This is a genomic window from Paenibacillus uliginis N3/975 (assembly GCF_900177425.1).
GTDB lineage: Bacteria > Bacillota > Bacilli > Paenibacillales > Paenibacillaceae > Paenibacillus_AQ > Paenibacillus_AQ uliginis.
Window position 1 is genome coordinate 4,011,346 of the sequence record NZ_LT840184.1, and the last position, 26,996, is coordinate 4,038,341.

A 26,996-nucleotide genomic window follows, 5' to 3' on the forward strand; every position below is an offset into this window, starting at 1 on the left:
CCTGCAGTAACTATGATTCTTCCCTGTATTTACGATAATAATAATAACTTTCGCTTTCCATGTTAGGTTGCTTATGACTAATAGGGGTTCTTTTTTCAAATAATTCAAACCCTGCTTTTTCAGCCACTTTGCATGACGCCTCATTTGCACAGTCTATTGTTAATATCAAATATGAAATATCTGACACATCAAAGCACCATTTCATTAAAGTAGATAAAGCCTCTGTACCATATCCTTTACCTTGGTAATGTTCATCTATAAAATATGCCATTTCTACTTCATTTAACGTATCTTCAATTCCCATACCTACCATTCCAATTAGTTCATCGGTATTGGCTAAGACTACTGCATATCTTTTATTTTCATATACATCGGTTGACTCTTTTTGACTTTGATGCCAGTCAATATACTCAATAAAACTTTCTGGTGATGAATTATCTTCTGACCAATCTCGCATAAAACGAACTAAATTTTTTTGATGGACAATTTTATATAAATTTTCCTTGTCCTTTCTTTCTAAATCGCGAATGATTATTCTATCTGTTTTTAAGAACATATTTATCCCCCACGTCTGTTGATTATCCCGTAGCCTCTGAGCTCAGCCTCCGTCCAAACTTTACCCTACAAGCTTCTTCTTCACTTTTTTCAGCATCATATAGGTGAATGAAAAAGCAGGGGCCGGATCTTTAAAGCTCCATACTGCAGGTGCCTTTTTTCTAAAATAAGACTTCAAGATTTCGGTTCTGGTCAGCTCTTTGTTTCTAACGTATTGCCTGGATGATATCAAATCCTCTGTCAGAAAACAAAACGCTATCCCCGTATCTTCCCGAAGCGCCTTGCTTCCAATCTCTTTTCCTGTTAGCTCGTTATAAGCCAACAGTGGGAAATTAATACCGCATTTGTGAAGCAGCGAGTTCAAGGTTGTCGTTCTTGCATTAATCTCCAGAAGATAAAACTCACCTGTTTTCGCGTCTTTTTTAAACTCGATCTCGGCAAAGCCCTTATATCCTATCGCTTCCAAAAAAGGTGCTCCGATCGTATACAGCTCCTCTACATACTTCTGCTTTGTATACGTGGAGGCTCCAAAATGTATCGGAAATTGCCTCTGCTTCTGGCAAGTCATCCAATGGGTAACCTTGGAGTTTTGATCCAGATAGGCATCAAATGTATACACATGGTCATCAAAACCCGGTATAATCCGCTGCACAACAACCTCAAGATTAGCGTCATTGGCTTTTTTGACAGCTGCTCTTACTTCATCCATAGTCTTGCATATAAAAATCTTCGCCCGGAAAGTGGATACAAACAATGGGGAGTCCGTCGGCTTCACGATGCATGGAAAACCAATCTCAGCTGTTACCTTATCTTCAAAACCTTCTTCAAGAGGGTGAACCGTTTCGGGCAGCCGCACCCCATGCTTAGAAGCAAGAGTATGTAAAAATGCCTTATCCATTATGCTGCTCCAAAATCCCTGCTCCGTCATGTTTATGAGATAATACGGTTTCAGCTCATCCAAATGGGCGTCAACAAATTCCACATACGGATCAACCGTCGCAAACAAAACTGGCTTGCCTTCCTGCTGCTTGGAATACTCGATCAGGAATTTGACCAATTCGTCTTCCTGCTCTTTATAGTGGGGAACAATAATTTGCTCACTTAAATATTTGGATTTGGCACCATATGTATTTTCCTTGGAATAGTCCATAGCCACCGTGTACATACCATGAGTTCCAAGACATCGGATGACGCTTAGTCCTATATAAAAGTTCGAACCGAGGACAACAGCTTTATGATTCATTCTAAGAACCTCTCTTTCATTCTGCAATGATCAAAACTTATTAATTCGTTGTTACCTGCATGTATAACCGAGATATACTTGTCTCACATCCAATTTCAGTGAGGATTTGGAATATTCTAGTCTTAAGCAATAATATAGCATAATAATGATATTTTGCTAACATGGACTTCTTGGGGCGAAAAAGGGGTGTCCCAAGACGCTACGTGCATAATCAATGGTTTTAAAAGAAGAAATCTCCGTATACGAAGCCACACGTGAATTCGTCTCTTTCATGTATCTGGCCGGACTCCAGCGTCTGCTCTCTCGTACTCCTCATTGCATTAATCATTCTCTTACTTGACCACACCTTTACGGTAGCACGTTCAGTTCAAACTTCGGCAAGCCTTGAATGATGACTCCGGTGCCTTGACTGTCCGTAGTCGAGGCTCTGCGGACCTCCGTCTTGTTACCGCACTCCTGCGGCCGCAGCTAAGGAACCCACTGAGCCTTCACCGTGCCGGAATAAAGACCGATTTTAGCGCCGGTGTTCCGGTCTGAATAATTTTCAAACGGCCCTTTGCCATACCAAGACAATTGATCAAACGATCCGTCCAGCTCAAACATCAGCCCCACTTCAGGTATTTCGGGTAGCCCGGTTCCTGGGGTTAATTGCTGCAGCACCTGCACCTCTCCATCCCCGCGCACAGTATAAATTAATGTACAGAATGATTCCGGAGATGTTGGAAGGAGATAATGAACTTCTATCGTTGCAGAGGACGGCCACTGCTTACATCTTAACTTCTGTAGACGTCTTTCTTCACTAACAGACCGCCAGACTGCACTTCGCTCTTCCAGCTTGTTACCTCTGTCATTATCAGTCAAAGCGCGCCAGAACCTTTGCTTACTATTCAAGCAAGCTATGAATATTCGGCCGATGGAATATGTGAACAGGGAACGGATTAACCGCAGTAAACAGCTGATTTTTCTGGAGCCTGAACAAAAAATACAGGACATCTCCATGCGATCCGGCTTTGAGCACCCGAGTTATTTTTGCACCGTATTCAAAAGACTTGAGGGTATGACCCCGGAGCAGTTTAAGAAATCTCATGGCTTTGGTATATGAGCGCTTTTATGCACCTGTTATATAAAAAAATCGAGATGGGACGTCCCATCTCGATTTTTCACGAAGTCGATATCTTTTAAACCAGCTTTACTTAGTCATATAGACTCTACACGGTATAATTATCAAAAGAAACAGCTGCTCCGTCAACTTCAGCAGTCGCTATTCCGCTGCCCGCAGTACATATGAGCTTATGATTTCCGACCCAGCTTGTATAGGTAGCCTTCACCGTCGAAGAACTATTAAACTCAGGACTGTGTTTCTTCATGGCATCGGCAAACTGCTCGAGCCCCAGAATCCCTTGTTCCTCTGCTTCAGCAGATCGGATTGCTTCTACTACAACCCCACCTGGCAAGCCCTTCGCTGCCACTTCGATATATTTATTTCTCTGTATAAGCTCATAAGGAACAGAAAGATATATGGCAAAATAAACTCCCCTCGCTTGTCCGAACAAGGATCGATCATGCATAATCCATTTTCCCTTCGGAAGCACGCCAACAAGGTTATCTTGATCTTCACTCGAAACTGGAAATAGCGCCATAATCACATTCCGATGATATAGCACTTCCATATGCCCACTTTGATGTCTCGGATCACCCTCATAATAGTAGTCACCCGGATGGAAAAAGAACAATTGGTTGGCCTCACCTTCTCCCGACACCGGAAGTGAGAAGCTCCATCTTAACTGCTCATTATCAAATTCATCACCCCGTTCCCACAGACCACCTGCAGCAAAGTCTGGAGTAACATAGGTGTAGCTGTGGAGTTTAGGGAATTCCGAAGCGCCGGGGACTACCTTATGCGTTAGCTTTTTCACCTCAATCGGTTCTCTTTTTTTCAATGCCGTAGCCTGTGCACTTGCTGGAGCCTCGTAGAACAAAAATCCAGCATATTCCGTACGCGGCATTTCCTTCGGCAGCACAAAATCCCCGAATTGAATATAATCGTGCAGTAGGTTACCATCTCCCGGAATATCATGCGGCCAGCCGCGGGAATGCGGACCGACCCAAGCGCCTTTCAAATAAAACGATGCCCGCTCATTCCACAAGAAATCCAGCATTTCACACAATAAATTCTTCAGCTCCATGTCACTGTCACCCGTTATTTCAAGTGCGCAGGTGAACGCTTGCACCCAATGCCAGAACCAAGGGAGAGCTCCGTATTCAGGCATGCCGTTGCTCTTTATATATTGAAGTGTTGTCTTCAGGCTGTTCAGGCCGTCTTCTCTTAAATCCTGATCATCAAACAACGTCCCGAAAATAAGCTTCGCCGCCGTATATTTTGCCTCGTGGTGGTTGTAATAAACCACAGGCTTTCGGAAGAAACCACTGTTATAAATATGCTCTAGTGTGTGGTCGAAGGCCATTTTCAGCTGCACGCTGAAATGAGCACCATATTCCTGGAAAAAATAAGCCATCAATGAACCCATAATTTCAACAGGGAGTTCATTCAGAGGCGCGTCTTGCGGAACGGGATGAAGTCCGAGCGGCCAGTGACCGTACAACTTCGTTCCAAGCTGTTGATTTTGCAGAGAAAGTACTTCGAGCAGCACTCGCTCTGCTGTTCCCTTGGCCTGCTCTCTGTCAAACTCCACAGGAAGTTCAGGATTTACTGCAGCTGCAAAAAGATAGGAAGCATAATAAAAGTTATTTCTGACATCGTTGTGAAACCACAAGCTGCCCTCCAGAAGTGTTCTGCTTTCCGCGTTATGGGCGATTAGACTGATGATTTCAGCCTGCCGCTTTTGATAAGGACTTTTCAAGCCTTGTGTATGTATCACGTCTCCACGTCCCTTCTTTTAATACAATGCCACCTTCTATATTGCAGGTTTTTCGTTCATTTGGCAATCATATAAACCGTGATTTGAACTAAAACGAACGGTTTTAATTTGTATATTGAACTTAATTGAACTAAACAGAACCAATTTTCATTACAAAAACCGAAAAACCCGATGACCGAGCTACTTTGTCTCTTATGAGACGCTACGATTACGAATCGTTCCTACAATCGCTCTTGCCCCCCGAATTTCCTGAATTACTTCTTAGTGGAAGAAATTCGGGGACAAAGAGCATATGCTTTCGATGCGAGCTTTCCTTTGGAAAGCTTTTACCGCTACCGCTTCTCCGGAATCGCTTCGTCCTCTCCGCTGCTTTGTGCATATCTCCTCCATAAACCAATAGCACTGTTAAAATTACGTCACAATCTAGGAAGCAATTTTAGATGATATAGTTTTCAAATGTACATTCAAAATACCGTGGATCTAAAAGAAATATATCGAAAAACCTTGTCATCGTTAACGAAATAATGGACGTAAACCGATTAAGCGAGAAGCTATCGCTCTGTAGGTACAAACTCAACTAATTTATGTAAGTCCGCTCTCACTACCGATGCAACGAACGAACTTTGTCTAACATAATCAAATGCTTAATAAGCAACCGATGGACAAGCCGCTGAGGGAGAAAGCGGCCCGTGAACCACAAAAATAAGCAGGCCCCCCAGGATGAATCCTTGAGTGGCCTGCCTAGATCGCAATACTTCTACTTATTCTCCATTCCTTTTAAGGATCTCAATATAACCTTCGGTCCCGTTAACTCTAATCCAATCCCCATCCTTCACTAATTCAGTTGCGTTATCGATGCCTACCACGGCGGGAATACCGTATTCTCTGGCTATAACAGCACCATGCGTCATCATTCCCCCAACCTCCATAACCAACCCTTTGGACGCGTTAAAGAGGGGTGTCCATCCCGGGTCCGTAAATGGGGCAATTAAGATCTCGCCCGGGCTCAGGTTTGCTTCGTCCGCCTTAAGTACAACCTTGGCATAGCCTTCGACAATGCCAGCAGATACAGGTGTTCCAAGAAGTGCCCCTTCCGGTGCATTGGCATTGCTCCGCTTCCCTGTAATGATTTCCCCTTCGCTTGTAATCACTCGTGGAGGTGTACGTTTTTGGTCCTGCTCCATTTGCCTCATTCTTGATTCCACTATTTTTTGAGCATCTACATGTTCATCGCCCTTTACAAGATTGAAGAGCTCGGAGAGTGTCAGATAAAACACGTCGGATGGCAGCTTCAAGACCCCTCCGTTTACAAGCCTCTGTCCTTCTTCCAACATGGCAGTTCGAAATATTTCGAGATACTGCACCATCGTATATTTAGGCCATTCACGCAGCCCCATCACGTTCCGGAAAATACGAATCCACCTTGTCATAATCTTCGCTTTCATAAGTCCTCCAGGAGTTTTGCGAAGCTTGGCTATGATATCCCTAGCTGTTTCTTCTGCTTCAATCATCCCCGCATTAAAGCGTGCTCGATGCTCTCCCTGCCTGAGACCATGAAGCTGATTTAGAATAGAAGGGACAAGTAAAGTCGGATCATCCTTCCATCTCACATTTTGCACATCAATCTCTCCGGGGCATCTCATACCGTATTCCTCCATAAAGAGCATAAACTCTTTGGTGAAAACCCCATTCTTATCTGTTTCTTTAAGGTCTTCGTAAAAACGATCAGCTGTCGCTACTTTGAGGTACTCTGCAATCTCAGGATTCTGCCGGGCGATGTCTGCCAAATCCCCAATCCGGAGACCCATTTCCGACGTCACATTACCGGGTAAAGATTTGTTTAACAGACTTACGCTATGGTCATCCCCCAGCCATTTTTTTGACAAGTACTGAATTCGTTTCATAGCAATCATTCCTGGCGCTACCAAAGTCGCTACATTCGTAAAAAGCGGCAACACAAAACTGCCGCAACTTTCCTGAATTCTTGCAATACGTTCAGCGCCAGAGGCATTACGGATATAAGCCTGACATTCCTGCAAATAGCCCTGAGTTATTTTTTGAGCTCTCGGCATGGCTTCAACCGGATTTCTTATCAAAATATTTTTCAATACATTTCCGGCAATCGGGAATAACGTCTTTTTAACTTTCTTTTTTACGCCTGGGTCGACTCGATTTTGTATAAAATCCGGTCGTTGAACAAATTCCCGGAACGCACTCCCAATAAGCTCATCAACCTCGCGTAACAAGAGCGGTACAACTTTTCGGGCCTGCTTAATTTGCAGCAGCGAGGTTAAATCGATAAAGAGCCTACCTCCCGCTTCGAGCATATACTTTGATTCTGAGATGACAGACGATTTTCCAAAAGGGAACATGGTACGCCATATGGATCTGGCCATCGGACTTAGAACAGCAGGCATCATCTGCTGATGACCAAAAGAAAAGAACAAATGCAAATGTTCATCCGAAACTTTAGGAACCGGATAAAGCGATGTAATCGGACGGCTCTGCACAATGTAAAATTTCTGATCATACCAGCACCACTCGATATCTTGTTCAGAGCCATAGTGTCTCTCAATCCGCTTTCCCAACTCAGCAAGCTCGATAATGTCTGCATCACCCAAAGCCTGAAGATCCTGCTTTTCTCTGGGAAGTTCCTCCGTCACCGTACCACCAGCTGGACTGGAGTAGATAGCCACTTTCTTGGTTGCAATTTTCTTTTGGACAATAGCTCCTTTATGTACTTGATATAAATCAGCGGACACGATCCCTGATACGAGTGCTTCACCCAGTCCGAAGCTCGCATCCACAGATACCGTATTCCGATTTCCGTTTATCGGATCCGCCGTAAACATAATGCCCGAAACCTCTGGAAAAATCATCTCCTGCACAACAACAGACAGCAGCACGGAACGATGATCAAATCCATTTTTTGAACGGTACACGATAGCTCTATCGGTAAACAACGAAGCCCAGCAGCATTTTACGGATTCCAGAAACTGCTCTTTCCCCTTAACATTCAGATAGGTTTCCTGCTGTCCGGCAAAAGAAGCATCTGGTAAATCTTCCGTAGTCGCGCTGGAACGAACAGCATAGGCTTTGTCTGTACCTAGCTGCCCCCACGCCTTCAAGATGGAAACTTGTATGGATTCCGGAATTGGAAGTTCCTTCAGATGCTCTCTGATTTGTTGACCTAATACGCGAATTTCATCCAGATTCTCATAAGAAACTTGATCCAGTAAACGAAAAAAATGATCCATCCTCTCACTCGTCTGAATGAAAGCAAAATAAGCAGAAGTGGTGATACAAAAGCCTTGTGGCACTGGAAAACCGGCCTTTGTCATTTCGCCAAGATTAGCACCCTTCCCCCCAACGTATGGTATGGAATTTTGATCAATTTCATGGAAGAGCAATACATGGTTACTCATTGGATTCGCCTTCCTTTTGTTCAATGATTTCTGAATCCATTTAAAAATAGATCAATCAACTGTCGCTTCCCTTGATTAAAAGCCTATTTTTCAGAGCTGTCTATGTCAGAAATCAGAAAACAGAGTATCAAAATATAAAATTATTGCTAATCGACTAAAGTAAATTCAGTCCTTCAAGATACAGGGTATCCAAAAAAGGGGAAATTGGATCTTATGGCATCATATTAGATCATGCAAGAAAACATCCATTCCATTCTAAGAACGACAAAAAAAGCCGCAACCTATAAGCAGCTTTATAGTCGTCGAGCAGTTTCACACCAACACCAACGGTTCACATGATTGTGGATGAAGCACTGGAACGATCGGTGACACCCTATATCTTTTGCGACTGCTTAAATAAGTAATGAAGAAAAAGACTTGTGACTGCGATGCGATAGCGCTTCTCAAGCGGGACAGAGTTAACATCCTTCAGAAACTGTAAAATATCGTCACTATGCACTTTGGAATATAGTGCCAAGGTATCGATTGTAATATCATAGACGTGATTCAAGCCTTCAATAATAGCCCTGACCCTATCGTTTTCATCAACCTTCTCCATGCCTATAGATAGCATCGTAATTAGTTCCAATAAGGAATTAAAGTCTTTTCTAAGATCAATAGATACATCCATGTCACCGTTTGCAAAGCCCGTTATTACATTTTCATCAATTCCAGTAATTTTGCTTAATGAATGTGGTGTAATTAGATAGGTGTTCATCGTGTTATTTAGTAAAGCTCTAAATTCATCGTCTCCACATGTACTGCCTAATACTTCAACAGAAACCATGACAGCCGCTTCCTTTCGTAACGTAAATAGAAATGCCTTTGACTATAGTAAGCGCCTGTTCGGACTTTCACTCTATAGGTGGCCCTGTTGATTTATAGTACTCATTTGTGTTTAGTTCTATCATTGTTTATGACCCACCTCTTCCAAAATCACTTTTATTGCATTCAAGTTATCGATTACATATTTAGGCTCTTCAATATTGTCTCCCCAACCCATAAAGCCCTTTAACCATATCGCATTAAGTCCTGCATTTACCGCTCCCTGTATATCATTCATCGGATGGTCACCAACATACCAACTACCTCGGGGATTGACGTTCAATCTTTCAAGTGCAAGTTCAAATATCCGTTTATCTGGTTTCTTCAGCTTTACTTCATCCGACACTATAATCGTATCAAAATAGCTTCTTAACATAACTTGATCTATTTTTGAGTTTTGAGTGTGTACAGAACCATTTGTAATTAAGCCTAGCTTTATATCCTTTTGTTTTAAGTAATCTAGTATTTCGAAAGCTCCGTCCATAAGAACCGTATGTTTATAAAATTCAGAAAACCATGGTTCCAATAAATCTTTAACGGTTATTTCAGAATTTTTCATTGGCAAAGTAGTTAACAGTTCTTCATAAAGCTCACCTCTTTTACGATAACCATCTCGATCTGCTATTCGTATATATTCGATGATTTCATTTCTATGTAGTGTATCAGTGGTTACTACAAATTGATCAATAAACCATTCCGAATATTTCATGAAAGCATTCTTTCGATTAACAAGTGTATTGTCCAAGTCAAAGATCACGGCTTCTACTGTCATCTTCATAGTCCTTTCAAGGAGTGGTCAGTTCCATTCCTCCGCTTTTAATCCATAAATTACTCTATTAAGAAACCTTCCATTAATATATTCATAATCTCTTAGTTCACCTTCACGTTTGAATCCGAGATTTTCTGGAATAGCACGGCTCTTCATGTTCTCTGTAGCGACTCCTATTTCAACTTTATTCAACTTAAGCTCATCAAAAGCATACTGAATTAGCTCTTTTACAGAATTAAAAATAATTCCTTTGCCCTCACATTCTTTACCTAGCCAATATCCAATTTCCGTTTTTTTATTCTCTCGATCTATATATAAATAGCCTATAGAACCCACTAATTCGTTGTTATTCCATATTCCTAACCAGTACCCTTCATCCTGAGCATATCGCATACGTGTTCTCTCAATAAAAGCTTTAGAATCATCCGCTTGTAAAGTAACACTCGGAAACTTCAGCCACTCACCAAGGTGAGTCCGATTTCGATCGATTAAGTCATATAATTTTTCTGCATCCTTGATCTCAAATAACGACAGAAAAATAGAATCATCTATTTCATATTTAAACATTTCTGATCATCCCCACCCCATGTTGTCGAATAAGTCTTTAATATCAACACTGTGTTTCTGTGTGTTCTTCCGATTGTATTCATTCCACTTGTTTAATGCGGTATAAAACATCTCTCCAAAATTCAGCCCTTCTGGTAATTGATCGACGAATTTAATTTCATCAATTTCATAATTAGGTAGGTCGGACATACTCTCTATTCCCGCAAAAAATACCATGCCATGATTCCCATTCAACATCGTTATTCCAAATGCCTCTAATTCAAATTGAGTCGCACCTGTTTCTTCATATAGCTCTCTACTTGCAGTAAAAAGTAATGATTCACCTGGCTCTCTATTGCCACCAGGAATTTCCCAGCCGCCACGTTTTTTATTTCTTATAATGATCAATTGGTCATTAAATTCCGCAATCAATATAACAAATTTAATGAAGTCATCATTAATTTCATTTAATTCATACCATGGAGTCATATTTTACTCATCCTCGTTGTTTCTATTCTATAGAATAATCTTTATCTATCTTCTTTCTCATGAACAATGCAATTTCCTCATTACCGTTATCTAGATTGGTATAAAAAGATAAGTCGACTCCTTCGATCATAAAGCCACATTGTTTATAAAAATGTATGGCCGGCGCATTCGTATTCTGTGTTTCCAGTGTAACGGCTCGGAATCCGTTCTCTTCAGCTAAATCAATCATTCTATTCATTAATATACTTCCATAGGATTTTCTTCTATAGTTCTCGTGAACCTGAAAATGCCACAGCAATAACGTGTTATTCCACAACTGTGGTTCGGCGATGGCAATCGCTGCTAGCTTGTTATCTAAATAAAGCCCCAGCGAATACCCCAGCTTAACAAGCTTCTGATACCGATCAAGGTCATCGTCATCATTCAATTCTTGCTTAACATACGGCTTATCAAGATTAATTAGATTCAATTGCAAAGAAAATGTATGTAATGTTTCTTCTTTGGTCACTTCATACTTTTGATTAGATGTGTAACCAAATATCCCAAGAGAGTTCAATTCTTCAATTGACAGATCGTATATCTTCTTTATTTCCATTGGATTTACCTCGTTGTATTTTAAATATCGTCTTGGTCATTATCGTGTCAAAACTTTGTTAGGCGATATCACGACTTCCCAGCAGCGATTAACTCCTCCATCTTAAAAAGTGAGTGTACTTTAAGTCCGATCTCTTCTAAGTTCCTTCTTCCTTCCGGATTTCGTTCAATTACGCATATCATATCTTCAACTATGGCTCCTGCACTCCGTAAGTCATTGGCACTTAGTATGACTTGTCCTCCAGTTGTTACAACATCTTCAATAATGCAAATTCTCTTACCTTCTATGTTAGTTCCTTCTGCTAACTTGCATGTTCCATATTCCTTAGCTTTCTTTCTCACAAATGCAGCTGGTATGTTAGATTTCAAGGAAAGAGCTGTAGCTATAGGTATCCCGCCCATTTCAAGCCCTGCCAGCACTTCGATACCATCTGGTATCAATAAAGCTAATTGATCAGCCACTTTAGATAACACTGCAGGATTGGATTCAAACAAATACTTATCGAAATATTCATTCGAGATTTGACCAGATCTAAGAGTGAAAGTTCCTGTTAAATGCGCTACTTCATAGATTTCTTTTGCTAAATTGTTATCCATAATGTCCTCCTCGATTTCTTTCTAAAGTAGTTACCAACTCTTATATATCAACTTCTGCATCCACAAAATATTTCCCCTTCACACCGTAAATAACTTTATACAGCTCGTCCCTTACTCTTTTTTCTTCTGTTGTATCTGTCCACCAGTTGTTTGCCTGTCCTAACTTCCGATCATCTGGACACCATACATATTCATACCACGGAGACATAAACGTCTTTAACAATAAAAGACATCGACGCATGTGCCCTGGCGCGCTAACTAACAATAAACGATTTATTTTTTCTAATCCTACAGCACGATCAAGTACCATAAGTGAAGCCAAAATATTCTCTTTTGTATGGTTTGATACTTGTTCTATAAGAATTGATTCAGCAGGCACTCCAAGTTTAATGGCCTCATCCCGCATAAATATGGACTCATGGGGGTTTCTTTGACCGAATCTATCTCCCCCAGTAAACAAAATCAACGGTGCCCGACCATTCTTATATAACTCAACCGATTTCAACACTCTTTCGTTAATTTTTCAGGGTTCATATTTGAAATCAGCAAAATAAAAACCTCCGATCATCAAAAAATGTTTCGATATTGCCATCTCATACCTGATGCATCATCAGGTCGATTCTCAAAACCAAATTTCTTATAATAAGTATTTTTATCTTTGGCTGCAAAAAGCTGCACCATCAATATTTCATTCGTTTCACATTGATATAGCAACTTCTTTAATATCTTACTTCCAATCCCTCTTCCTTGATATTCTGTTAACACGATTAAATCGCATATAATCGCTTGAAATACGCCGTCTGAGATAATCCTTCCTATACTGACTAATTTGTCTTCTTCATACCTGACATTACATACCAGCTATTGTGTAAAGCCAATCCTAATTTTTCTGGCCCCTTATCCCTTATCCGTTATCCCTTCCAGCTGGCACTTTCAATTAGCTTAATAAAATCTTCCCCGCTAGGAACAAGCTCCTTATATAATATGGTCATCCTGGCTCCTCTCTATCTCTTTACTGTTCCAAAAGATATTTTCATGTTTGGAGCATATGTTAGCCAGGATTGAGGTCCAAATTCTCTAGAAAACAGTAATTCAGCCTCATGCTGATCCGAGGCTTCTTGGTGCGTTAATCCCCTATTCATTAGGTTATTTAACGTATCCTTCAAACATTCAGGTTCTTTTCCTAACCCTTCTTCTCGTAAAGAATCAAAAAGTTTTTCCTTATTTTTCAAGTCCATGTTTTGGTCTAAGAAGTTAACTCTATCGCTCACTCTGCACTCTACATTGTCTAATCCCAATTGACTTAGGATGATTGGCAGTTGTATTCCGATGTTTCCGTCTTTACCATTTAGTCTAGAATCTTCTTCAAACAATTTTTGTAATATCCCTAACCGTATGTATTGGGACTGATCAAGACTATCAACATAATAATTCGACGAATTTGCAATCCAATGAGGTTCAAAACAAATCACTTTACCGTTATCAAAGACATGGTCGATCATCTTCTGAACAATTTTCCTAGAATCAGTCATATGTAATAAAAATGCATGACAAATAGCTATGTCATACATCGGCTGGCTATCCATTTCTTCTATATCGACTACTTTAAATTCAGTGGGATAAGGCAGGTTTAGAAATATTTCTTTTGCTCGATTGATTAAGTCAGTACCCTTGTCAATCCCCGTGTAGGTGGACCCTTCAGGTAACAGTGGAAGGAGCTTTAGTCCGAGAAATCCGTAGCCGCATCCATAATCAATGATGTTCACAGGCTTGTCGATCTTCCAAACTCCCTTAACCAAGAAGTCCAGATAATCATCATTGTAGTATAACCAACGAGTTTTTCTGAGATATTCGATCTGCTTGTCCCAATAATAATCAGACATTTAGCAAGCTCCTTTTATTCAGTTTGTTAGCGATAATACATTAGCCTTACGAGCCTTATGAACCCTCACCCTCGAAGTCTTGACAGAGCTCCTTTTGCTGCTTGTTTCCCATTATGCATTCCAGATTCCGAAACCTCGATTAACTTATCTTTAGCTGGAATATATCTGTGATATCCTAGAATTTCACAAGCTCTTTCCTGTACGTACATATCCTCATCATCTAAATATTTGACCAATGAATCGAGATGCATTTTTGGTGTTAAAGCCATGATTGAAAAAAGAAGCTGACATCTGAGATCGTCATCAAGATCATTGGAATTCAATAAATGGTTTAACTCATCAATGCTTTTCTGATCATCTTCAAGATCTTGAAGGCAACTTTCTGTTTCTACGGGGTACTCTTTTTTTAGTTCTCTCCAATCAAGATCAGGATCTTGTTCAATGGAACGAATAAATGAGCTTACACTTCTGAAGCTTGGTGAGATATCAGTTTCTTCATGGTCGATATAACAAATTTTGTATTTTAAAGGGCCTTGATAAAAGACTCCAACATAATTTGAGTTGTCATCAGTCCATAAAGGGATTATATTTTGATACACTTCAATATCAGATAAAAATTCAATAAGTTCTACGATCTCATCTGAATCCATTACTCTTAATGAAAACTCATTAGCGTTTTGTTTTTCTTTATGTAACTCCAAAATCTCTATGAAATCATTAGGTACTTCTATATTAAGTCTTGTAAATAGTTGTTTATAATACATTTATACCGACTCCTTTGAAGCATGATATTTATTTCTTGAGCTATGAATACTGAACCTACATTGCTTTGATCATTCATAAAACTCCATATGCTCTTTATCGGCCTTGTAATAATCTAACCGATCTTTTAGATGCCCTGTATGAAACTCAAACATATGACCATCAGGATCCAAGAAATAAATCGATTTTTTATCCTTTTCATCTCGATCTCTCCCTGGCAATATATCCACACGCAAATCTTTCAATCTATTTAATAATAGATCAAAGTCTTTCTCTTTAATCGTGAAGGCAATATGCGTATATGTCCTTTGATTCTGACTCCGGTCGATATCCTCTTGGTTTAGGGCAACCCATAAGCCATTTAAATCAAAATAAGCTAGCCTTCTTCCCTTTACTAATAGCTTTGCTTCAAACACATGGGTATAAAAATCAATGGACGTTTCTAAATCGGATACGGAAAAACATAAATGATTTATCGCTTTGATTTTCATAGTTTAGGTTTCTCCCATCTTTATTCACGCTCATATGATTCTTCTCTATAAGACTAAAGCCATATTAATCTGTCCATGCTCTTCTATTGTAATTATCATCGCATCATCTTCGCTAGCTTCATCATTTGAATGAAATTGCCATGCCCCATCATCTTCATCATGCGAAACGAAAAAGGCCAATCCTTCATTTTATATATGTATTCCCTTCGATTAATTTGTTATTTTGGAGGTTTTTGAGCTTGTCTGATCAGTTTTCCTCCATCAAAATGTCTACCATATTTTTTAATCGTTTCTTCGATTTCATGATCCATAGGAATCTGGTTTGAAATTTTCCAGGTTAAGAAATAGGCTTGCACCTTACCTCCATAAAAAACCCATGCAAAAAATTTGGTTGCAAATTTATGAGCTCCTTTGGTTCTAAAATTATTCATCGAGCTCCCATCTTTCCACACCGTAACAGTTTGACCAATTCCACTCTGAAGTTGTCCTGAGAGTTCGGCATATAATAATTTTTCATTCTTAGTTAGTTGTTTCTTAACAAATTCATTAACAATTCCATTTATGATAATTCTGAAAATATTGAATCTTTCTCCCCTTGTTACTGAAATAATCGCAGTCTCAGGCAAAAGTGTATCTCTATCGCCTAAAGTAAACTTAGCTCCGTACTTGTTGTTTGGATCTTGATGTTTTATCCATACCTTCATGGAAACACCTCCAAATTCTCTTTTTCAGTACTACAGCTAATATTTATGCGATATCCCACCTGATTAAGTCTGTCTGCGTATACAGTCAGCCGAAATATGCTGAGTCATGCATTGTCTCTCGCATATCAAGAAATAATTGCCTGCACTTCTATCTCTCCTTTAGACCCCTAATGATTTGTTTTTGGTGTAAGCCAAGCAATGTCATAGCCCATTTCGCTTAAAATTTCTAGTCCATTTTGAAATTCGATTATGTTTTCTCCGGTCCAACCATTTCTTAAGCCGTATAAGATGAACTTTTTAATCGTTTTTGGATGATGTAAATTAAAAGTTTCTACTTTATTTGTCTTTTTATTTTTCAAATCAACGCCTATCAATAGTGGGCTGCCAGTAATAGGATCATCCCATGTACAAAAAAGGAACGTTAATGTTAAATTTTTCTTATCTTTTAGAGAAACCTTTAATGTAATATGGCTTCTTTTTTCGTTATATTTTTGATTCAAAACATATACATATTCTTTTTCATCTATAATCATGTTTCTTGTCTTTTTCTTCATAACTAAACACCCTTATATTAATATCTACAGTCAATAAATGACTATTATTAAATCTGAAAATGATCTTGTATCCGTCATTCTCTGTATTGGCAAACTCCTCTTGGTGTGATTCTGAAGTATAATTTTTTGGTCAGTCAAACTAGTTGAGACTTTCATATAATTCTTCGTTCTATCGTATATCGCTCTCGTATTCATGACGACACACCACCTAAAAAAAGACGACCCGGCCTTAGATATCTCCTATCTTAGGTCAGGTCGCGTGTTGTCTGGATCATCTTCCTTGATTATACATCTGTAAAGCAAGGGGCGTAAGCCCAATAGCGGAAATGCAATATTTTGTTCACTCATCACATAAACAACTATACCGCTTTGAAAAATCCATCATGTCTCAGCAAACATTGTCTTATTGAGGTCCAAATGCCCTTCGCCCTTACTGTACTCTTATTATCTTTCAGAATCCCTTCTTATCTCTGTTTCATATGCCTTAGATAAAGACGCGTTTCAGTCACAACCACCCCAGACAAACCAAGCAGGGCAACTAGGTTCGGCAGTGCCATCAGTCCATTCACAATATCCGCGAGCAGCCAGATCGCTTGTAGCTTGATAAACGCGCCCACTCCGACCAGAACGATAAACACGATGCGGTAAGGCAGGATTGATTTAACGCCAAATAAGTATACGATGCAGCGTTCGCCGTAATAATTCCAGCCTAGAATCGTCGTAAACGCAAATAAAATGAGGCAAAACATAAGAATTAAGGAGCCAAACGGTAATGCCGCATCAAACGCCGCTTGTGTCATTTCCGCTCCTTCCGCAGCCCCATTCCAAGCGCCGGTTACAATCAGAGTCAATCCGGTCAGTGTGCATACAATAATCGTATCTATAAAAGTGCCCGTCATCGACACAAGTCCCTGCTCCGCAGGCCATTTCACCTTGGCCGCAGCGGCCGCAATCGGCGCACTGCCAAGACCGGATTCATTTGAAAATACACCTCTTGCGATGCCGTTGCGAATAGCCAGCATAACAGTAGCGCCGAGAAATCCGCCGCCTGCCGCGGTCGGATTGAACGCGCTCTGAAACACGAGCGACAGAGCGTATGGAAGCTTATCAGCGAAGGCAATAAGCACGATGCAGCTTGTTACCACATAGACAATGGCCATGATGGGCACAACTTTCGTGGTCACCCTTGTAATATTCTTGAGCCCTCCAAAGGTCACCAATGCAGTCAAAGCGGTCACTACAGCTGCAGTTGCAGCGACTGGAATACCCAAACTTGACTGCGTAGACGTTACAATGGCATTGACTTGCGGGAAGGTGCCAATCCCGAAAAATGCGACCAATACCCCACTCACAGCGAAAAACACAGCCAGCGGTTTATATCTTACACCCAAGCCTTGTTCAATATAATACATCGGCCCACCCGATACTTGCCCATTCTCGTCTATCTTCCGGTACTTTACGGCCAGCACACCTTCGGCGTATTTGGTTGCCATGCCAAAAAAAGCAGCCATCCACATCCAGAACAGCGCTCCCGGGCCGCCCATTTGAATAGCGGTCGCTACACCGACAATGTTCCCCGTTCCAATGGTGGCAGCCAGGGCGGTAGCAAGCGCGCCAAAGCTAGTTACGTCTCCTTGCCCTTCATTTTTTGCGGTGAATACGAGCTTGAGTGCCAGCGGCAGACGAAAAACTTGTAGCAAACCGAGGCGGAATGTGAAAAAAATCCCCGTCCCCACCAACAATACAAGAAGCGGCGGCCCCCATACAAAATGATCCACACTGTCTAACCATTGTTCTAACATGTACATTCCTCTTCCCCTCTTCAGCATCGATATCGATGTGTCTCACGACACGAAAAAAGAGTCAAATCGATAGATTTGACTCTGGGGACATTTTTGCAGAAAAGCAAATAAAACGATAGGTGATTATAATCACAAATTCGAATAATGATGCATAATATCTGCAATCCCTGTCCTTTTACCTGAGAGTTTTAACGTGTACTGACACGTCTTGCCCCTTCGGTGCCCCACATCAGCGGAGTCTCTCCAGAGTTCTGTCCGTCTACGGTCCTGCTTGCTTCAATCCTTTGAGAATGATGCAAACGCCTGAGAGTTTTGCCCCTTCGGCCAAGCCATCGCCTGTCTCCCGTAAACTTCATCCAGTTATGAAGTTGTTTATCTATTATAGAGAACCGTCTGCGATTCCGCAAGGATGTTCTCTATGGCAATACACCTTTATATTAATATCTACAAGTCTATAAATGACTATTATCAAATCTAAAAATGATCTTGTATCCGTCATTCTCTGTATTGGCAAACTCCTCTTGGTGTGATTCAGAAGTGTAATTTTGAATTGTTTTTCTCCAAAATGATTGAGCCCTCTTATTTGCTTCTGTCGGGTTTGTTTGCAGTTCCCAAGACCCTTTATGTTTATTAAACACTTGTACTGCTGCAGCTTCAGCTATACCTTTCCCACGGAATGGCCTCAACATAAAAAACTCATTCATGAAAAATTCACTGCCATGAGGCGTGTAAGGTGGAGTTGCTACAAACGCAAAGCCTGCCGGGATATCATCTACTCTAACTAAATACGGGAATAGTACAGATGGATTCTCCCACCAGACATCGAAAACTTTGTTTTGCTCATTCAACGTCAATATATCATCATCTTCATATACACCATATCTATTCGGTTTCCATTCCCATATTTCAGATAAATCATGTAAGTATAGCGGGTACAAGTTGTTTACAATAAATTTTGTAGATTGGTCAGTCAAACTAATTGAGATTTTCATATAATCCTCCCTGGTTGATCAACGTTCACACATGCTTCCACCATATTCCTGCACATTCAGGTACGGTTGACCACTGGTTTTCATCGATCTTTCTTGAAATATCTGAGCCAAAGAAAAACTCCATATTTTCTTTAGCTTCTGTCGTATTTGCAAACTGATAATCTGTCCTTATCCAGCGATGTGAAAAACCGTATTTACTCTCAAGAAGCGAATAATATTCTGTTAAAAACTTAGGTGGATTGGGGCTTTCAGTTCCAGTTCCCAAAGTCTCCAATATTATAATTGTCCCTGCAGGTTTCAAGACACGCATAAGTTCAGAAACGATTAACTCTAGGTTCTCTTTCCAATCAATATTGCCCGTGTTAGTTAAGTAACTAATGCTCCAACCAGATACAATTAAATCAATTGATGCATTGTCGATTGGAAGCTTTCGATGATCAGCTACAACGGTAGTCCAATTGCGAGACAAACTATTATTAATTAATTTTTTGTCTAAAAGCTCTAACATAGATTCAGATATATCTGTACAAACTAGTGAGTTAGCTTCCAGGGCTATAAAGCTTGAAAGCCTCCTGATCCAGCCCCTAGATCTAAAACATCCAGTCCTTTATATGACCTGATTTCTTTAATATACTCCGTTAAATCAGGTTGCCGACTAACCATATCCTCATATGAAAAAGATAGATCCTTATATATTTCATCATGACTTGGCACTAAGATCCCCTCCTAATTTCGTATTTTATTAACTTCACATGATTGAGCACTTGTATTCCGAGCTGTAATGTTCCCTCTTCATAAAAATCACTATTCAAAATCATTCCAATGGTTTCTTACAAATTCAATCAACAACTTGTATATTAAATTATAATCAATCCGATCGTACTTCTCGGTTAAATCTGACCAATATTTATATTTCGTTTCTTCATCCTCATTTGATAAATATGCCGTACTAGCTTGATCAAATATTTTTCTATGTTCATGTGCATTAAGAGATTGTAAACATTTAATTGTCTCTTCAATGTATACACCTTCACTATTTAAAAAATACTGTGACAATCCACCATTACCAATTTCTCCATCAAGCCTGCAAGCTAATGAGAGCGTCCTCTCGCTTTCATTCAGTGATTCAAAAGTTCGATTATTTCTGCTCATGGCAATCAACATCTCAGAAATCTTTTCTCTATCTGTATCATATCTTTGAAAGATATAGTCTTTTGAAAATATTATTTTAATCTCTCCTTTGTATCTTTTTGAATCACTCACTTGTTCTAACAAGTTTGCTTTCAACTCCTTTTTAATTATGTAATAAAGACCAAGTGTTACGAACACTTGGTCCAAACTAAATATTCACTAATGTCTTAGGCAATAGGTGTACCGTTTTTAACAGGTTCATCTGGTTTTAGGAGCACCACATCACCCTCTACAGGAACACCGCCGATGACCAACACCTCCGATTTAAAACCGGCGATACGTCTAACAGGAAAATTCATTACAGCGATTACTTGACGTCCAATAAGTTGTTCTGGTTCATATCTTTGTGTAATTTGAGCAGAAGAGTGTTTAATCCCCATCTCACCAAAATCGATTTCTAATTTTATTGCAGGTTTTCGAGCTTCTGGAAACGGCTCTGCTTTAATAACAGTACCGACACGAATATCTAATTTCATAAAATCCTCAATTGTCACCATGGTTGCTGCCTCCATTTTACAGTTATACTAATTTCACGATATCACAATTGATAGTTAATGGTAATCCTTTTCTCGAAGATCCTCAGGTAGATCAAGGAATTTCAGATCGCAGCGAAAAATCGTTGTTATATGATTAAGTGCTATCTTGAGATGCCTTCAACATGCTCTTAAACACCTCCGACTTAACAAATACCGCTTCATCAAAATGTCTCTGGCAAACCCAGAAGTGTTAGTATTGCAGCGCAAATACGATGTAAACAGGTAATGTCGTCTTCCTGCTCACTATCTGCCACTAAGTCTACATCCAAATTCGACCCACTTCATATTCCTGATTTTCTTTACTTATTAAATAAATATCAGGATTTGTTAATTTACGCCATTCTTCATATCCTATAGAATTATTAAAATACTTTAATATCAAAGACATTAATGCACCATGAGTTACTACCACTACATTTTGGTATGGTCCGTTGATAATTTCGTTAATTACTTCCATTCCTCTATTCATTGCTTCTCTGGATGATTCTCCTCCTTCATAAACTATTTCTAGGTTCTCATATGTTTCCTTTAAGAGTTCCATCCAGTTATCCAGATTCTTCGAACTTAAAACTCGTTCTCGTATTGAACTAAAACGCAGAAAAGAACCCATTTATTTAACAATGGGTTCTAACAAAAGTCTTCCAACAATTCGACTTCTTTCAGATCTTCTATGGCCTTCTTCCTATCAATAACGATTCTACAGACCCATTACGTCAATGGAAACGAAGACTGTTTAGCCTGCTTTTCTTTTTGTATGCGGAAGGAAATGACAAAACTTATGATGATAAAAAGCAGCTGAATCAACAACGCCAGCATAACCCCCGTAAAAATGCCCCACTTAAACGTTTCGCTAATCGCTATTAAAGCTCCGCCGATCCCGATGCTTAGTCCCGGACTAAATGCATCGATGAATTGAATAACGGCGGAAACTTCCCCTTCTTCGCCTGCCCGGGCATGCTGCAGTGCGATAGCGCCTGTCGTCGGATTGGCCAGGCCGATGCCGAATCCTGTGAATAGCTGCGATATCAATGCATATACGAGTCCGTCGTCTGGAAGCCTGATTGAAGCGATAACTAACGCGACTCCAACGATCATGATACCGATACCGATAATTACTCGTTTTCTTCTGCCGGTGCCGCCGTCTCTTTCATCAAACCGGGATTGCAGCCAAGCTGCGGTAGACCAGCTTAATGCACCAGCAGCAACAATCAACCCTGCGAGATCTGCAGAAAACCCCTTCACTTCGGTTAGCGCCAACACAACGTAGCTTTCCGTAGCAACGTAACACGCAACATATAACCCTCTTGTAACGATAGTTGCCGGCAAACCCTTTTTAACAGTAAAGGTACCTTCTGGCAATAACTTGCGCAAAGGTTTAATCATGATGAGAACTCCTGCAATCGTCAGCACAATTCCTTTCCATTCGGATATCCAACCTAACCCAGTTAGCAGCAATCCCGTACCGACAGTTAATATAATCGCATACACTTCTTTGGAAAAGCCTTTTTTAATCGTTGTGTTATTCACGCTTGCCTGAAGCTGAAGCTTACGGAATGAAGGAAGAGTCAGCATGACGGCTAAAGCGATCAACGGAAGAACAAACCAGAATACAACTCTCCACGAGAAAAATTCCGCCAGAAGTCCTGCCAAATAAGGACCGATTAATGCCGGCATAATATAAGCGCTTGAAAATGCAGCAAGTATTTTCGTTCTGAGCGCGTCGGGATAACTTAATGTAATGCTGTAGTAAACACAGGTTATAATCGCACCCGCGCCAAAACCTTGAAACGCTCTCCCTGCGATTAACATGGGCATATTCACGGAAGTCCCCGCAACCGTTATACCGATCACAAAGATGAGAATTGATACGATAAATGAGGTATACACGCCTAGTTTGTTAATCTGCTGTCCGATGATCATGGAACCAACGATTTGCGACAATAAAAAAGAGCTGAATATCCATCCATATAAATGCAGACCGTTCAAATGCTGCGCCACATTAGGAGCAATCGTCGTAATGGCCAGCCCTTCAAATGCTACGGTTGTTACGGCAAGAATAATACCAATTGTCAACGCTCGGTACGGAACGTCAAAAATTCCGGCTTTAGTATGATTTGTTTCCATCGTATCACTCTCCACAACTTCTTATTATATACTAGCTTTGATCATAATGGTCATGACAACTATATTCCCTGACCTCCTTTAGAGATCTTTAACATTGTTGTACATGACAGAAAGAATCCTGCGGAAAGTCTCAACTTCTTCTTCCGTTAATCCTTCAATCGTTTTCTTGTACGCTTCAATCGAAGGAGCAAGAATTTCATCTTTAATCTCGTGTCCTTTATCGGTCAAATATACGCGTAGAGATCTCCGATCCGTCTCATGCGTCACACGATAAATAAAACCTTTCTTCTCCAGCTTGAACAGCATGCGGGCAATGTTCGTCTGATCCTTGTACAATCTTTCGGCAAGCTCTTTTTGAGTAATTCCCTCCCTTTCCCACAGAATGACTAGTATTTCCCATTGATCGACTGTAATGTCAAAGGGGTTAACTACTTTTTGATAATAGTTGTTCAGCTTCAGATCAGCCCGGTGTACAATAACGCCTATATATTTTTCTAATTCCAATGGAGGCCTCCATGATAATTGACATGATGATAGTTGCTATGACCATTATAATTCCAGCCCTTGCAACGTGTCAATGCTCTCAGGCGCCAGTGGTATTAAAGGGATGGCTTAGTTCCCTTTTTACTCGTCATCGTCAACTACGCCTAACTGCCGGTTTAATTCATTGAATCGGGTGTTTTCGGACGATATTCTGGCCATCTTCTCCGCATTTGGCTCGATATACAGCTTCGCACTGTTTAGGGCCAGCACTGCATCATTGAACGCCCCGGCAATAAGCATGACCTTGCTCCCATAATGAACGAAATCGCCCACAGCGAAAATGCCGGGAATCGCCGTTTCCATTTTATCGGTTACGTCAAGATTCCATTTGCCAATGCCGAGTCCCCATTCCCGAATCCGTCCATACTCATATGTCACCCCATGGCATACAATCACCGCATCCACATGCAGTTGCTCACTCTCCCCCGATTCTGCATGGCATATATTGACCTGCTGAATCGACACTCCGTCTTCACTATGAAACCCCTCCACCCGATAAGGCGTCCGAATCGACACGGAAGAAGCTTTCATGTTTGATACGCTTCGCTCAAGCCCCTTGAATTGGTCACGCCGATGAACCAACGTCACACTCGCCGCAATCGGTTCCAACTCATTCGCCCAATCAACAGCCGAATCACCGCCTCCAGAGATCAATACCCGCTTGCCCCGAAAGTCTTCCAGATTATGTACCGAATAATATAAATTCGTATTTTCGTAGCGTTCTGCCCCGTCGATCTCGATCTTAACCGACTTGCGCAATCCGCCAAAGCCAATCGCCATAATAATAGTTCGCGTCCAATGCCGATCTCCGGCTGTGGAGGTAAGTACAAAAGTACCGTCATCCCTTCGCTCCAAATCGTCAATTTCTTGCCCCAACACAATGGTTGGTTCAAATGTATTCACCTGCTGGATCAAATGCTCAGTCAGCTGTTTGCCTGTTATTGGCGGTATTCCACCTACATCCCACACCATCTTGTCCAAATAATACAACAGTGTGCCTCCCAATTGGTACTGGGCGTCGATCACCTTCGTCTTTAATTCGCGTATCCCGCTGTAGAAAGCAGTATACATCCCCGCAGGGCCACCTCCCAAAATAGTAACATCATATAACTCCAGGTTCTCTGTCATTATCTCACCTTCACCTCATCTGAATCGTCCCGGACATGCAGCAAGAATTACACGTCCAAGCAACTTATTAATCATATTTTTAAACTTTATATATAAATATGATTAATAAGTATGGTACCAGCATTCTGATTTGTCAATATACATCTTTATTCATCTGGTATACATCTCGACCGCATTGGATTATGATGCCTCTGATTCCGGGCAGTCTCCCGTCATATAGCAGGTACAACCTCCGTCGCCAGTAGTTCGATCGCTGCAGCACAGCTTGAGAAGTCCTCAACTATTAAGTGGCATAGTATCGAAAATACATCCGATATATAATATATATTTATGTTTACTATGTATGTTATGTAACCTACAATGAACACAGTTCCATCTACGACGATAACGATCGAGTCTGAAAAGAGTGGTGGACAATCCACAATACCAAGGAGGGATCTCAATTGTTCGAGCAATTAAAGGCTAATGTGAACGGACGTCTCATTGTACCGGGCGAGGAAGGCTACAACGAAAGACGAAAGGTTTGGAACACCTCCGTAGATAAACATCCGGCGGCGATTTTGGTTTGCAAAGCCGTTTCCGATGTTGTCGCTGCCGTAAAATTTGCTAAAGAAAAGGGCTTCACGGTATCGATCCGTGGCGGCGGTCATCACGTGGCCGGAACGGCGGTATGCGATCACGGCATCATGATAGATTTATCCGATATGCGTAAGGTGACCGTCGATACAAAGCGACACATCGCGATTGTAGAAGCCGGAGCAACGTTGGGCGAAGTTGATGCGGAAACGCAAAAGTTCGGCTTGGCGACGCCAACGGGAACCGTTACGGAAACGGGCATCGCCGGACTCGCTTTATGCGGCGGGATCGGTTACTTGAGAGGTAAATACGGCTTAACGAGCGACAATATCGTATCGGCCCATATCGTTACGGCCGAAGGCGAAGCGATTCAGGTCAGCGAACAGGAACATCCCGATCTGTATTGGGCTATACGTGGTGGCGGAGGCAACTTCGGTGTTGTCACCTCATTTGAATTTCAATTGTATCCGATTGGACCTGAAGTTCTGGCGATTGACGTCATGTACGATTACAAGGATGCAAAACAAGTTTTGCATAATGCGCAAGCTTTTTTACGAACAGCTCCCGACGAAGTGTCGTTTAATATGATGACCGTTCAAATGCCTGCCGCTCCGGGTGTACCCGAGTCGTTGCACAATAAACGAGTCATTATTATAGCCGGTTTGTACTCAGGTGATAAAGCCGATGGAGAAAAAGCCGTTCAACCACTGCGCGAATTGGCTCAACCGATCTCGGATAACACAGGTATCGTCCGATATACGGAGCTGCAATCGAGATTTGACCAGGTGGCTCCAAAGGATGTCCCTGTTTATGGGTCATCGCTGTTTGTTAAAGAGTTAAACGATGAAACGATTGACGCCCTGCTGGGTAAATTGGAGCAATTACCAAGACCGTCCGTATTGGTTCAATTCTGGGAATGCCACGGCCGAATGAATCGCGTGTCTCCAGACGCAACGGCGTTTGCCGTTCGGGATGCATCATTCCTTCTCTTATTCGACATCGATTTTCCAATGGAAGAAGCGAAGCAGTGCAAGGAATGGATTGATTCCGTTTATGAGGCGATGCTGCCATATTCACTTCGCAGCACGTCCTATCTGAATACCGTTCAGGCCGATCGCCAAATTACCAAAGATACATACGGGGACAATTACGAAAAATTGGCGACCCTCAAGCAGAAATACGACCCAACCAACCTGTTCCGGCATAATCATAATATTGAACCGCAAGTTTAGCGCAGCTTCACGTCAAACACTCCACTTCAGAATTGAGGTGGAGTGTTTTGTATAAGATGCATTTATTCCTTTTCCTTCATGATGGCCAATTGCATGATGCACGACAATGGCTTCACCGCAAAAGGGATATTTTCATTTTCGATAGATCGCTGTTTTTTTATACTTCCATTAAGTCGTATATTTTCTTTGCGATTCCTTCTGGGATGAAGCTCGGACAGCTCACCCCCGGGCAAATACAATATCCTCATGGAAGCAATCGATTGTCAGATCGCGGCCATCCAAATACCATAAATCATTTTCCTCGATAAAAAATGTAATACCGCCATAAACATTCGATATTGCGGGATAACGTGGCTCGTCTCTCGTAATGCCAAATGCGAATGCATCTTCCCCACCGCCACTATACCGGACATATATACGTACATAGTCTCCTATGGAATATTCCCAGTCCTTCTTGAAGCAATCCACTGCTGCATCCGTAACGATAATCTTCAATATGTATTCCTCCTCGATCCCT

General features: G+C 41.1%; 32 protein-coding genes and 1 riboswitch. Of the genes, 2 read left to right on the forward strand and 30 right to left on the reverse strand.

Annotation, left to right across the window (positions count from 1 at the left end):
- Nucleotides 1-10 precede the first annotated feature (10 nt).
- The 3 genes from B9N86_RS19035 to B9N86_RS19050 form a co-directional block, all read right to left on the reverse strand.
- Nucleotides 11-556 (reverse strand): GNAT family N-acetyltransferase, encoded by a 546-nt coding sequence (locus B9N86_RS19035; RefSeq protein ID WP_208914712.1) that lies wholly within the window; start codon nucleotides 554-556, stop codon nucleotides 11-13.
- 60 nt (nucleotides 557-616) lie between these two features.
- On the reverse strand, nucleotides 617-1,798 hold the full coding sequence (locus tag B9N86_RS19040; protein ID WP_208914713.1) for a carboxylate--amine ligase: 1,182 nt from the start codon (nucleotides 1,796-1,798) through the stop codon (nucleotides 617-619).
- Between the two features lie 468 nt (nucleotides 1,799-2,266).
- Complete coding sequence (locus tag B9N86_RS19050; RefSeq protein WP_210190591.1) at nucleotides 2,267-2,689, reverse strand: beta-galactosidase small subunit-related protein; 423 nt, start codon at nucleotides 2,687-2,689, stop codon at nucleotides 2,267-2,269.
- A gap of 7 nt (nucleotides 2,690-2,696) precedes the next feature.
- On the opposite strand from B9N86_RS19050, the gene B9N86_RS19055 reads away from it, so the two are divergent.
- Nucleotides 2,697-2,900, forward strand: coding sequence for a helix-turn-helix transcriptional regulator (locus B9N86_RS19055; protein WP_208914715.1), 204 nt, complete (start codon nucleotides 2,697-2,699; stop codon nucleotides 2,898-2,900).
- A gap of 106 nt (nucleotides 2,901-3,006) precedes the next feature.
- On the opposite strand, the gene B9N86_RS19060 is transcribed toward B9N86_RS19055, so the two are convergent.
- From B9N86_RS19060 to B9N86_RS19175, 26 genes are all read right to left on the reverse strand, one after another.
- The gene (locus B9N86_RS19060) at nucleotides 3,007-4,677 is read right to left on the reverse strand and encodes a hypothetical protein (protein ID WP_208914716.1); all 1,671 of its coding nucleotides are present in this window, start codon (nucleotides 4,675-4,677) and stop codon (nucleotides 3,007-3,009) included.
- A gap of 761 nt (nucleotides 4,678-5,438) precedes the next feature.
- Nucleotides 5,439-8,102 (reverse strand): phosphoenolpyruvate synthase, encoded by a 2,664-nt coding sequence (locus B9N86_RS19065; protein ID WP_208914717.1) that lies wholly within the window; start codon nucleotides 8,100-8,102, stop codon nucleotides 5,439-5,441.
- 373 nt (nucleotides 8,103-8,475) lie between these two features.
- Nucleotides 8,476-8,928, reverse strand: coding sequence for an HTH domain-containing protein (locus B9N86_RS19070; RefSeq protein WP_208914718.1), 453 nt, complete (start codon nucleotides 8,926-8,928; stop codon nucleotides 8,476-8,478).
- Nucleotides 8,929-9,048: 120 nt separating this feature from the next.
- The gene (locus tag B9N86_RS19075) at nucleotides 9,049-9,738 is read right to left on the reverse strand and encodes an HAD family hydrolase (protein ID WP_208914719.1); all 690 of its coding nucleotides are present in this window, start codon (nucleotides 9,736-9,738) and stop codon (nucleotides 9,049-9,051) included.
- A gap of 24 nt (nucleotides 9,739-9,762) precedes the next feature.
- Complete coding sequence (locus B9N86_RS19080; protein WP_208914720.1) at nucleotides 9,763-10,302, reverse strand: GNAT family N-acetyltransferase; 540 nt, start codon at nucleotides 10,300-10,302, stop codon at nucleotides 9,763-9,765.
- A gap of 6 nt (nucleotides 10,303-10,308) precedes the next feature.
- Complete coding sequence (locus tag B9N86_RS19085; RefSeq protein ID WP_208914721.1) at nucleotides 10,309-10,770, reverse strand: NUDIX domain-containing protein; 462 nt, start codon at nucleotides 10,768-10,770, stop codon at nucleotides 10,309-10,311.
- A gap of 22 nt (nucleotides 10,771-10,792) precedes the next feature.
- Entirely contained in the window at nucleotides 10,793-11,365 is a 573-nt protein-coding gene (locus B9N86_RS19090) for a GNAT family N-acetyltransferase (protein ID WP_208914722.1), read from the reverse strand.
- A gap of 68 nt (nucleotides 11,366-11,433) precedes the next feature.
- Complete coding sequence (pyrE, locus tag B9N86_RS19095) at nucleotides 11,434-11,961, reverse strand: orotate phosphoribosyltransferase (RefSeq protein WP_208914723.1); 528 nt, start codon at nucleotides 11,959-11,961, stop codon at nucleotides 11,434-11,436.
- A 40-nt stretch (nucleotides 11,962-12,001) separates the two neighbouring features.
- On the reverse strand, nucleotides 12,002-12,466 hold the full coding sequence (locus tag B9N86_RS19100; protein WP_244562755.1) for a YdcF family protein: 465 nt from the start codon (nucleotides 12,464-12,466) through the stop codon (nucleotides 12,002-12,004).
- A gap of 62 nt (nucleotides 12,467-12,528) precedes the next feature.
- Nucleotides 12,529-12,822 (reverse strand): GNAT family N-acetyltransferase, encoded by a 294-nt coding sequence (locus B9N86_RS19105; RefSeq protein ID WP_208920544.1) that lies wholly within the window; start codon nucleotides 12,820-12,822, stop codon nucleotides 12,529-12,531.
- Between the two features lie 143 nt (nucleotides 12,823-12,965).
- Nucleotides 12,966-13,844, reverse strand: a complete 879-nt coding sequence (locus B9N86_RS19110; protein WP_208914724.1) for a class I SAM-dependent methyltransferase — start codon at nucleotides 13,842-13,844, stop codon at nucleotides 12,966-12,968.
- Between the two features lie 65 nt (nucleotides 13,845-13,909).
- Nucleotides 13,910-14,608 carry a HEAT repeat domain-containing protein gene (locus B9N86_RS19115; protein WP_208914725.1) on the reverse strand — a complete coding sequence of 233 codons (699 nt, stop codon included), beginning with the start codon at nucleotides 14,606-14,608 and terminating at the stop codon, nucleotides 13,910-13,912.
- A gap of 69 nt (nucleotides 14,609-14,677) precedes the next feature.
- Nucleotides 14,678-15,097 carry a metallothiol transferase FosB gene (gene fosB, locus B9N86_RS19120; RefSeq protein ID WP_208914726.1) on the reverse strand — a complete coding sequence of 140 codons (420 nt, stop codon included), beginning with the start codon at nucleotides 15,095-15,097 and terminating at the stop codon, nucleotides 14,678-14,680.
- Between the two features lie 45 nt (nucleotides 15,098-15,142).
- Complete coding sequence (locus B9N86_RS30675; protein WP_280174942.1) at nucleotides 15,143-15,277, reverse strand: hypothetical protein; 135 nt, start codon at nucleotides 15,275-15,277, stop codon at nucleotides 15,143-15,145.
- 38 nt (nucleotides 15,278-15,315) lie between these two features.
- The gene (locus B9N86_RS19125) at nucleotides 15,316-15,801 is read right to left on the reverse strand and encodes a hypothetical protein (RefSeq protein ID WP_208914727.1); all 486 of its coding nucleotides are present in this window, start codon (nucleotides 15,799-15,801) and stop codon (nucleotides 15,316-15,318) included.
- 167 nt (nucleotides 15,802-15,968) lie between these two features.
- Nucleotides 15,969-16,355: a hypothetical protein gene (locus B9N86_RS19130; RefSeq protein WP_208914728.1), complete on the reverse strand. Its 387-nt coding sequence runs from the start codon at nucleotides 16,353-16,355 to the stop codon at nucleotides 15,969-15,971.
- Nucleotides 16,356-16,819: 464 nt separating this feature from the next.
- On the reverse strand, nucleotides 16,820-18,163 hold the full coding sequence (locus B9N86_RS19135; protein WP_208914729.1) for an alanine/glycine:cation symporter family protein: 1,344 nt from the start codon (nucleotides 18,161-18,163) through the stop codon (nucleotides 16,820-16,822).
- A 151-nt stretch (nucleotides 18,164-18,314) separates the two neighbouring features.
- A riboswitch (glycine riboswitch) is annotated at nucleotides 18,315-18,414 on the reverse strand.
- A 195-nt stretch (nucleotides 18,415-18,609) separates the two neighbouring features.
- Complete coding sequence (locus B9N86_RS19140; RefSeq protein WP_208914730.1) at nucleotides 18,610-19,149, reverse strand: GNAT family N-acetyltransferase; 540 nt, start codon at nucleotides 19,147-19,149, stop codon at nucleotides 18,610-18,612.
- Between the two features lie 25 nt (nucleotides 19,150-19,174).
- Nucleotides 19,175-19,657 (reverse strand): class I SAM-dependent methyltransferase, encoded by a 483-nt coding sequence (locus B9N86_RS19145; protein WP_342192880.1) that lies wholly within the window; start codon nucleotides 19,655-19,657, stop codon nucleotides 19,175-19,177.
- 44 nt (nucleotides 19,658-19,701) lie between these two features.
- Nucleotides 19,702-19,863: a hypothetical protein gene (locus B9N86_RS30840; RefSeq protein WP_342192882.1), complete on the reverse strand. Its 162-nt coding sequence runs from the start codon at nucleotides 19,861-19,863 to the stop codon at nucleotides 19,702-19,704.
- Nucleotides 19,864-19,953: 90 nt separating this feature from the next.
- A complete protein-coding gene (locus B9N86_RS19150) occupies nucleotides 19,954-20,424 on the reverse strand; it encodes a DMP19 family protein (RefSeq protein ID WP_208914731.1) in 471 nt (156 codons plus the stop codon).
- An 83-nt stretch (nucleotides 20,425-20,507) separates the two neighbouring features.
- On the reverse strand, nucleotides 20,508-20,837 hold the full coding sequence (gene csaA / locus B9N86_RS19155; RefSeq protein WP_208914732.1) for a chaperone CsaA: 330 nt from the start codon (nucleotides 20,835-20,837) through the stop codon (nucleotides 20,508-20,510).
- 298 nt (nucleotides 20,838-21,135) lie between these two features.
- On the reverse strand, nucleotides 21,136-21,417 hold the full coding sequence (locus B9N86_RS19160; protein ID WP_244562756.1) for a histidine phosphatase family protein: 282 nt from the start codon (nucleotides 21,415-21,417) through the stop codon (nucleotides 21,136-21,138).
- A gap of 167 nt (nucleotides 21,418-21,584) precedes the next feature.
- Complete coding sequence (locus B9N86_RS19165; RefSeq protein ID WP_208914734.1) at nucleotides 21,585-23,000, reverse strand: MFS transporter; 1,416 nt, start codon at nucleotides 22,998-23,000, stop codon at nucleotides 21,585-21,587.
- Between the two features lie 78 nt (nucleotides 23,001-23,078).
- Nucleotides 23,079-23,504: a MarR family winged helix-turn-helix transcriptional regulator gene (locus B9N86_RS19170; protein ID WP_208914735.1), complete on the reverse strand. Its 426-nt coding sequence runs from the start codon at nucleotides 23,502-23,504 to the stop codon at nucleotides 23,079-23,081.
- Between the two features lie 120 nt (nucleotides 23,505-23,624).
- Entirely contained in the window at nucleotides 23,625-24,671 is a 1,047-nt protein-coding gene (locus B9N86_RS19175; protein ID WP_208914736.1) for an NAD(P)/FAD-dependent oxidoreductase, read from the reverse strand.
- Nucleotides 24,672-25,114: 443 nt separating this feature from the next.
- Between B9N86_RS19175 and B9N86_RS19180 the strand changes: the two genes are divergently transcribed.
- Complete coding sequence (locus B9N86_RS19180) at nucleotides 25,115-26,479, forward strand: FAD-binding oxidoreductase (protein ID WP_208914738.1); 1,365 nt, start codon at nucleotides 25,115-25,117, stop codon at nucleotides 26,477-26,479.
- A 219-nt stretch (nucleotides 26,480-26,698) separates the two neighbouring features.
- Here the strand turns inward: B9N86_RS19180 and B9N86_RS19185 are convergent, their stop codons facing one another.
- A complete protein-coding gene (locus B9N86_RS19185) occupies nucleotides 26,699-26,974 on the reverse strand; it encodes a HesB/YadR/YfhF family protein (protein WP_208914740.1) in 276 nt (91 codons plus the stop codon).
- Between the last annotated feature and the right edge of the window lie 22 nt (nucleotides 26,975-26,996).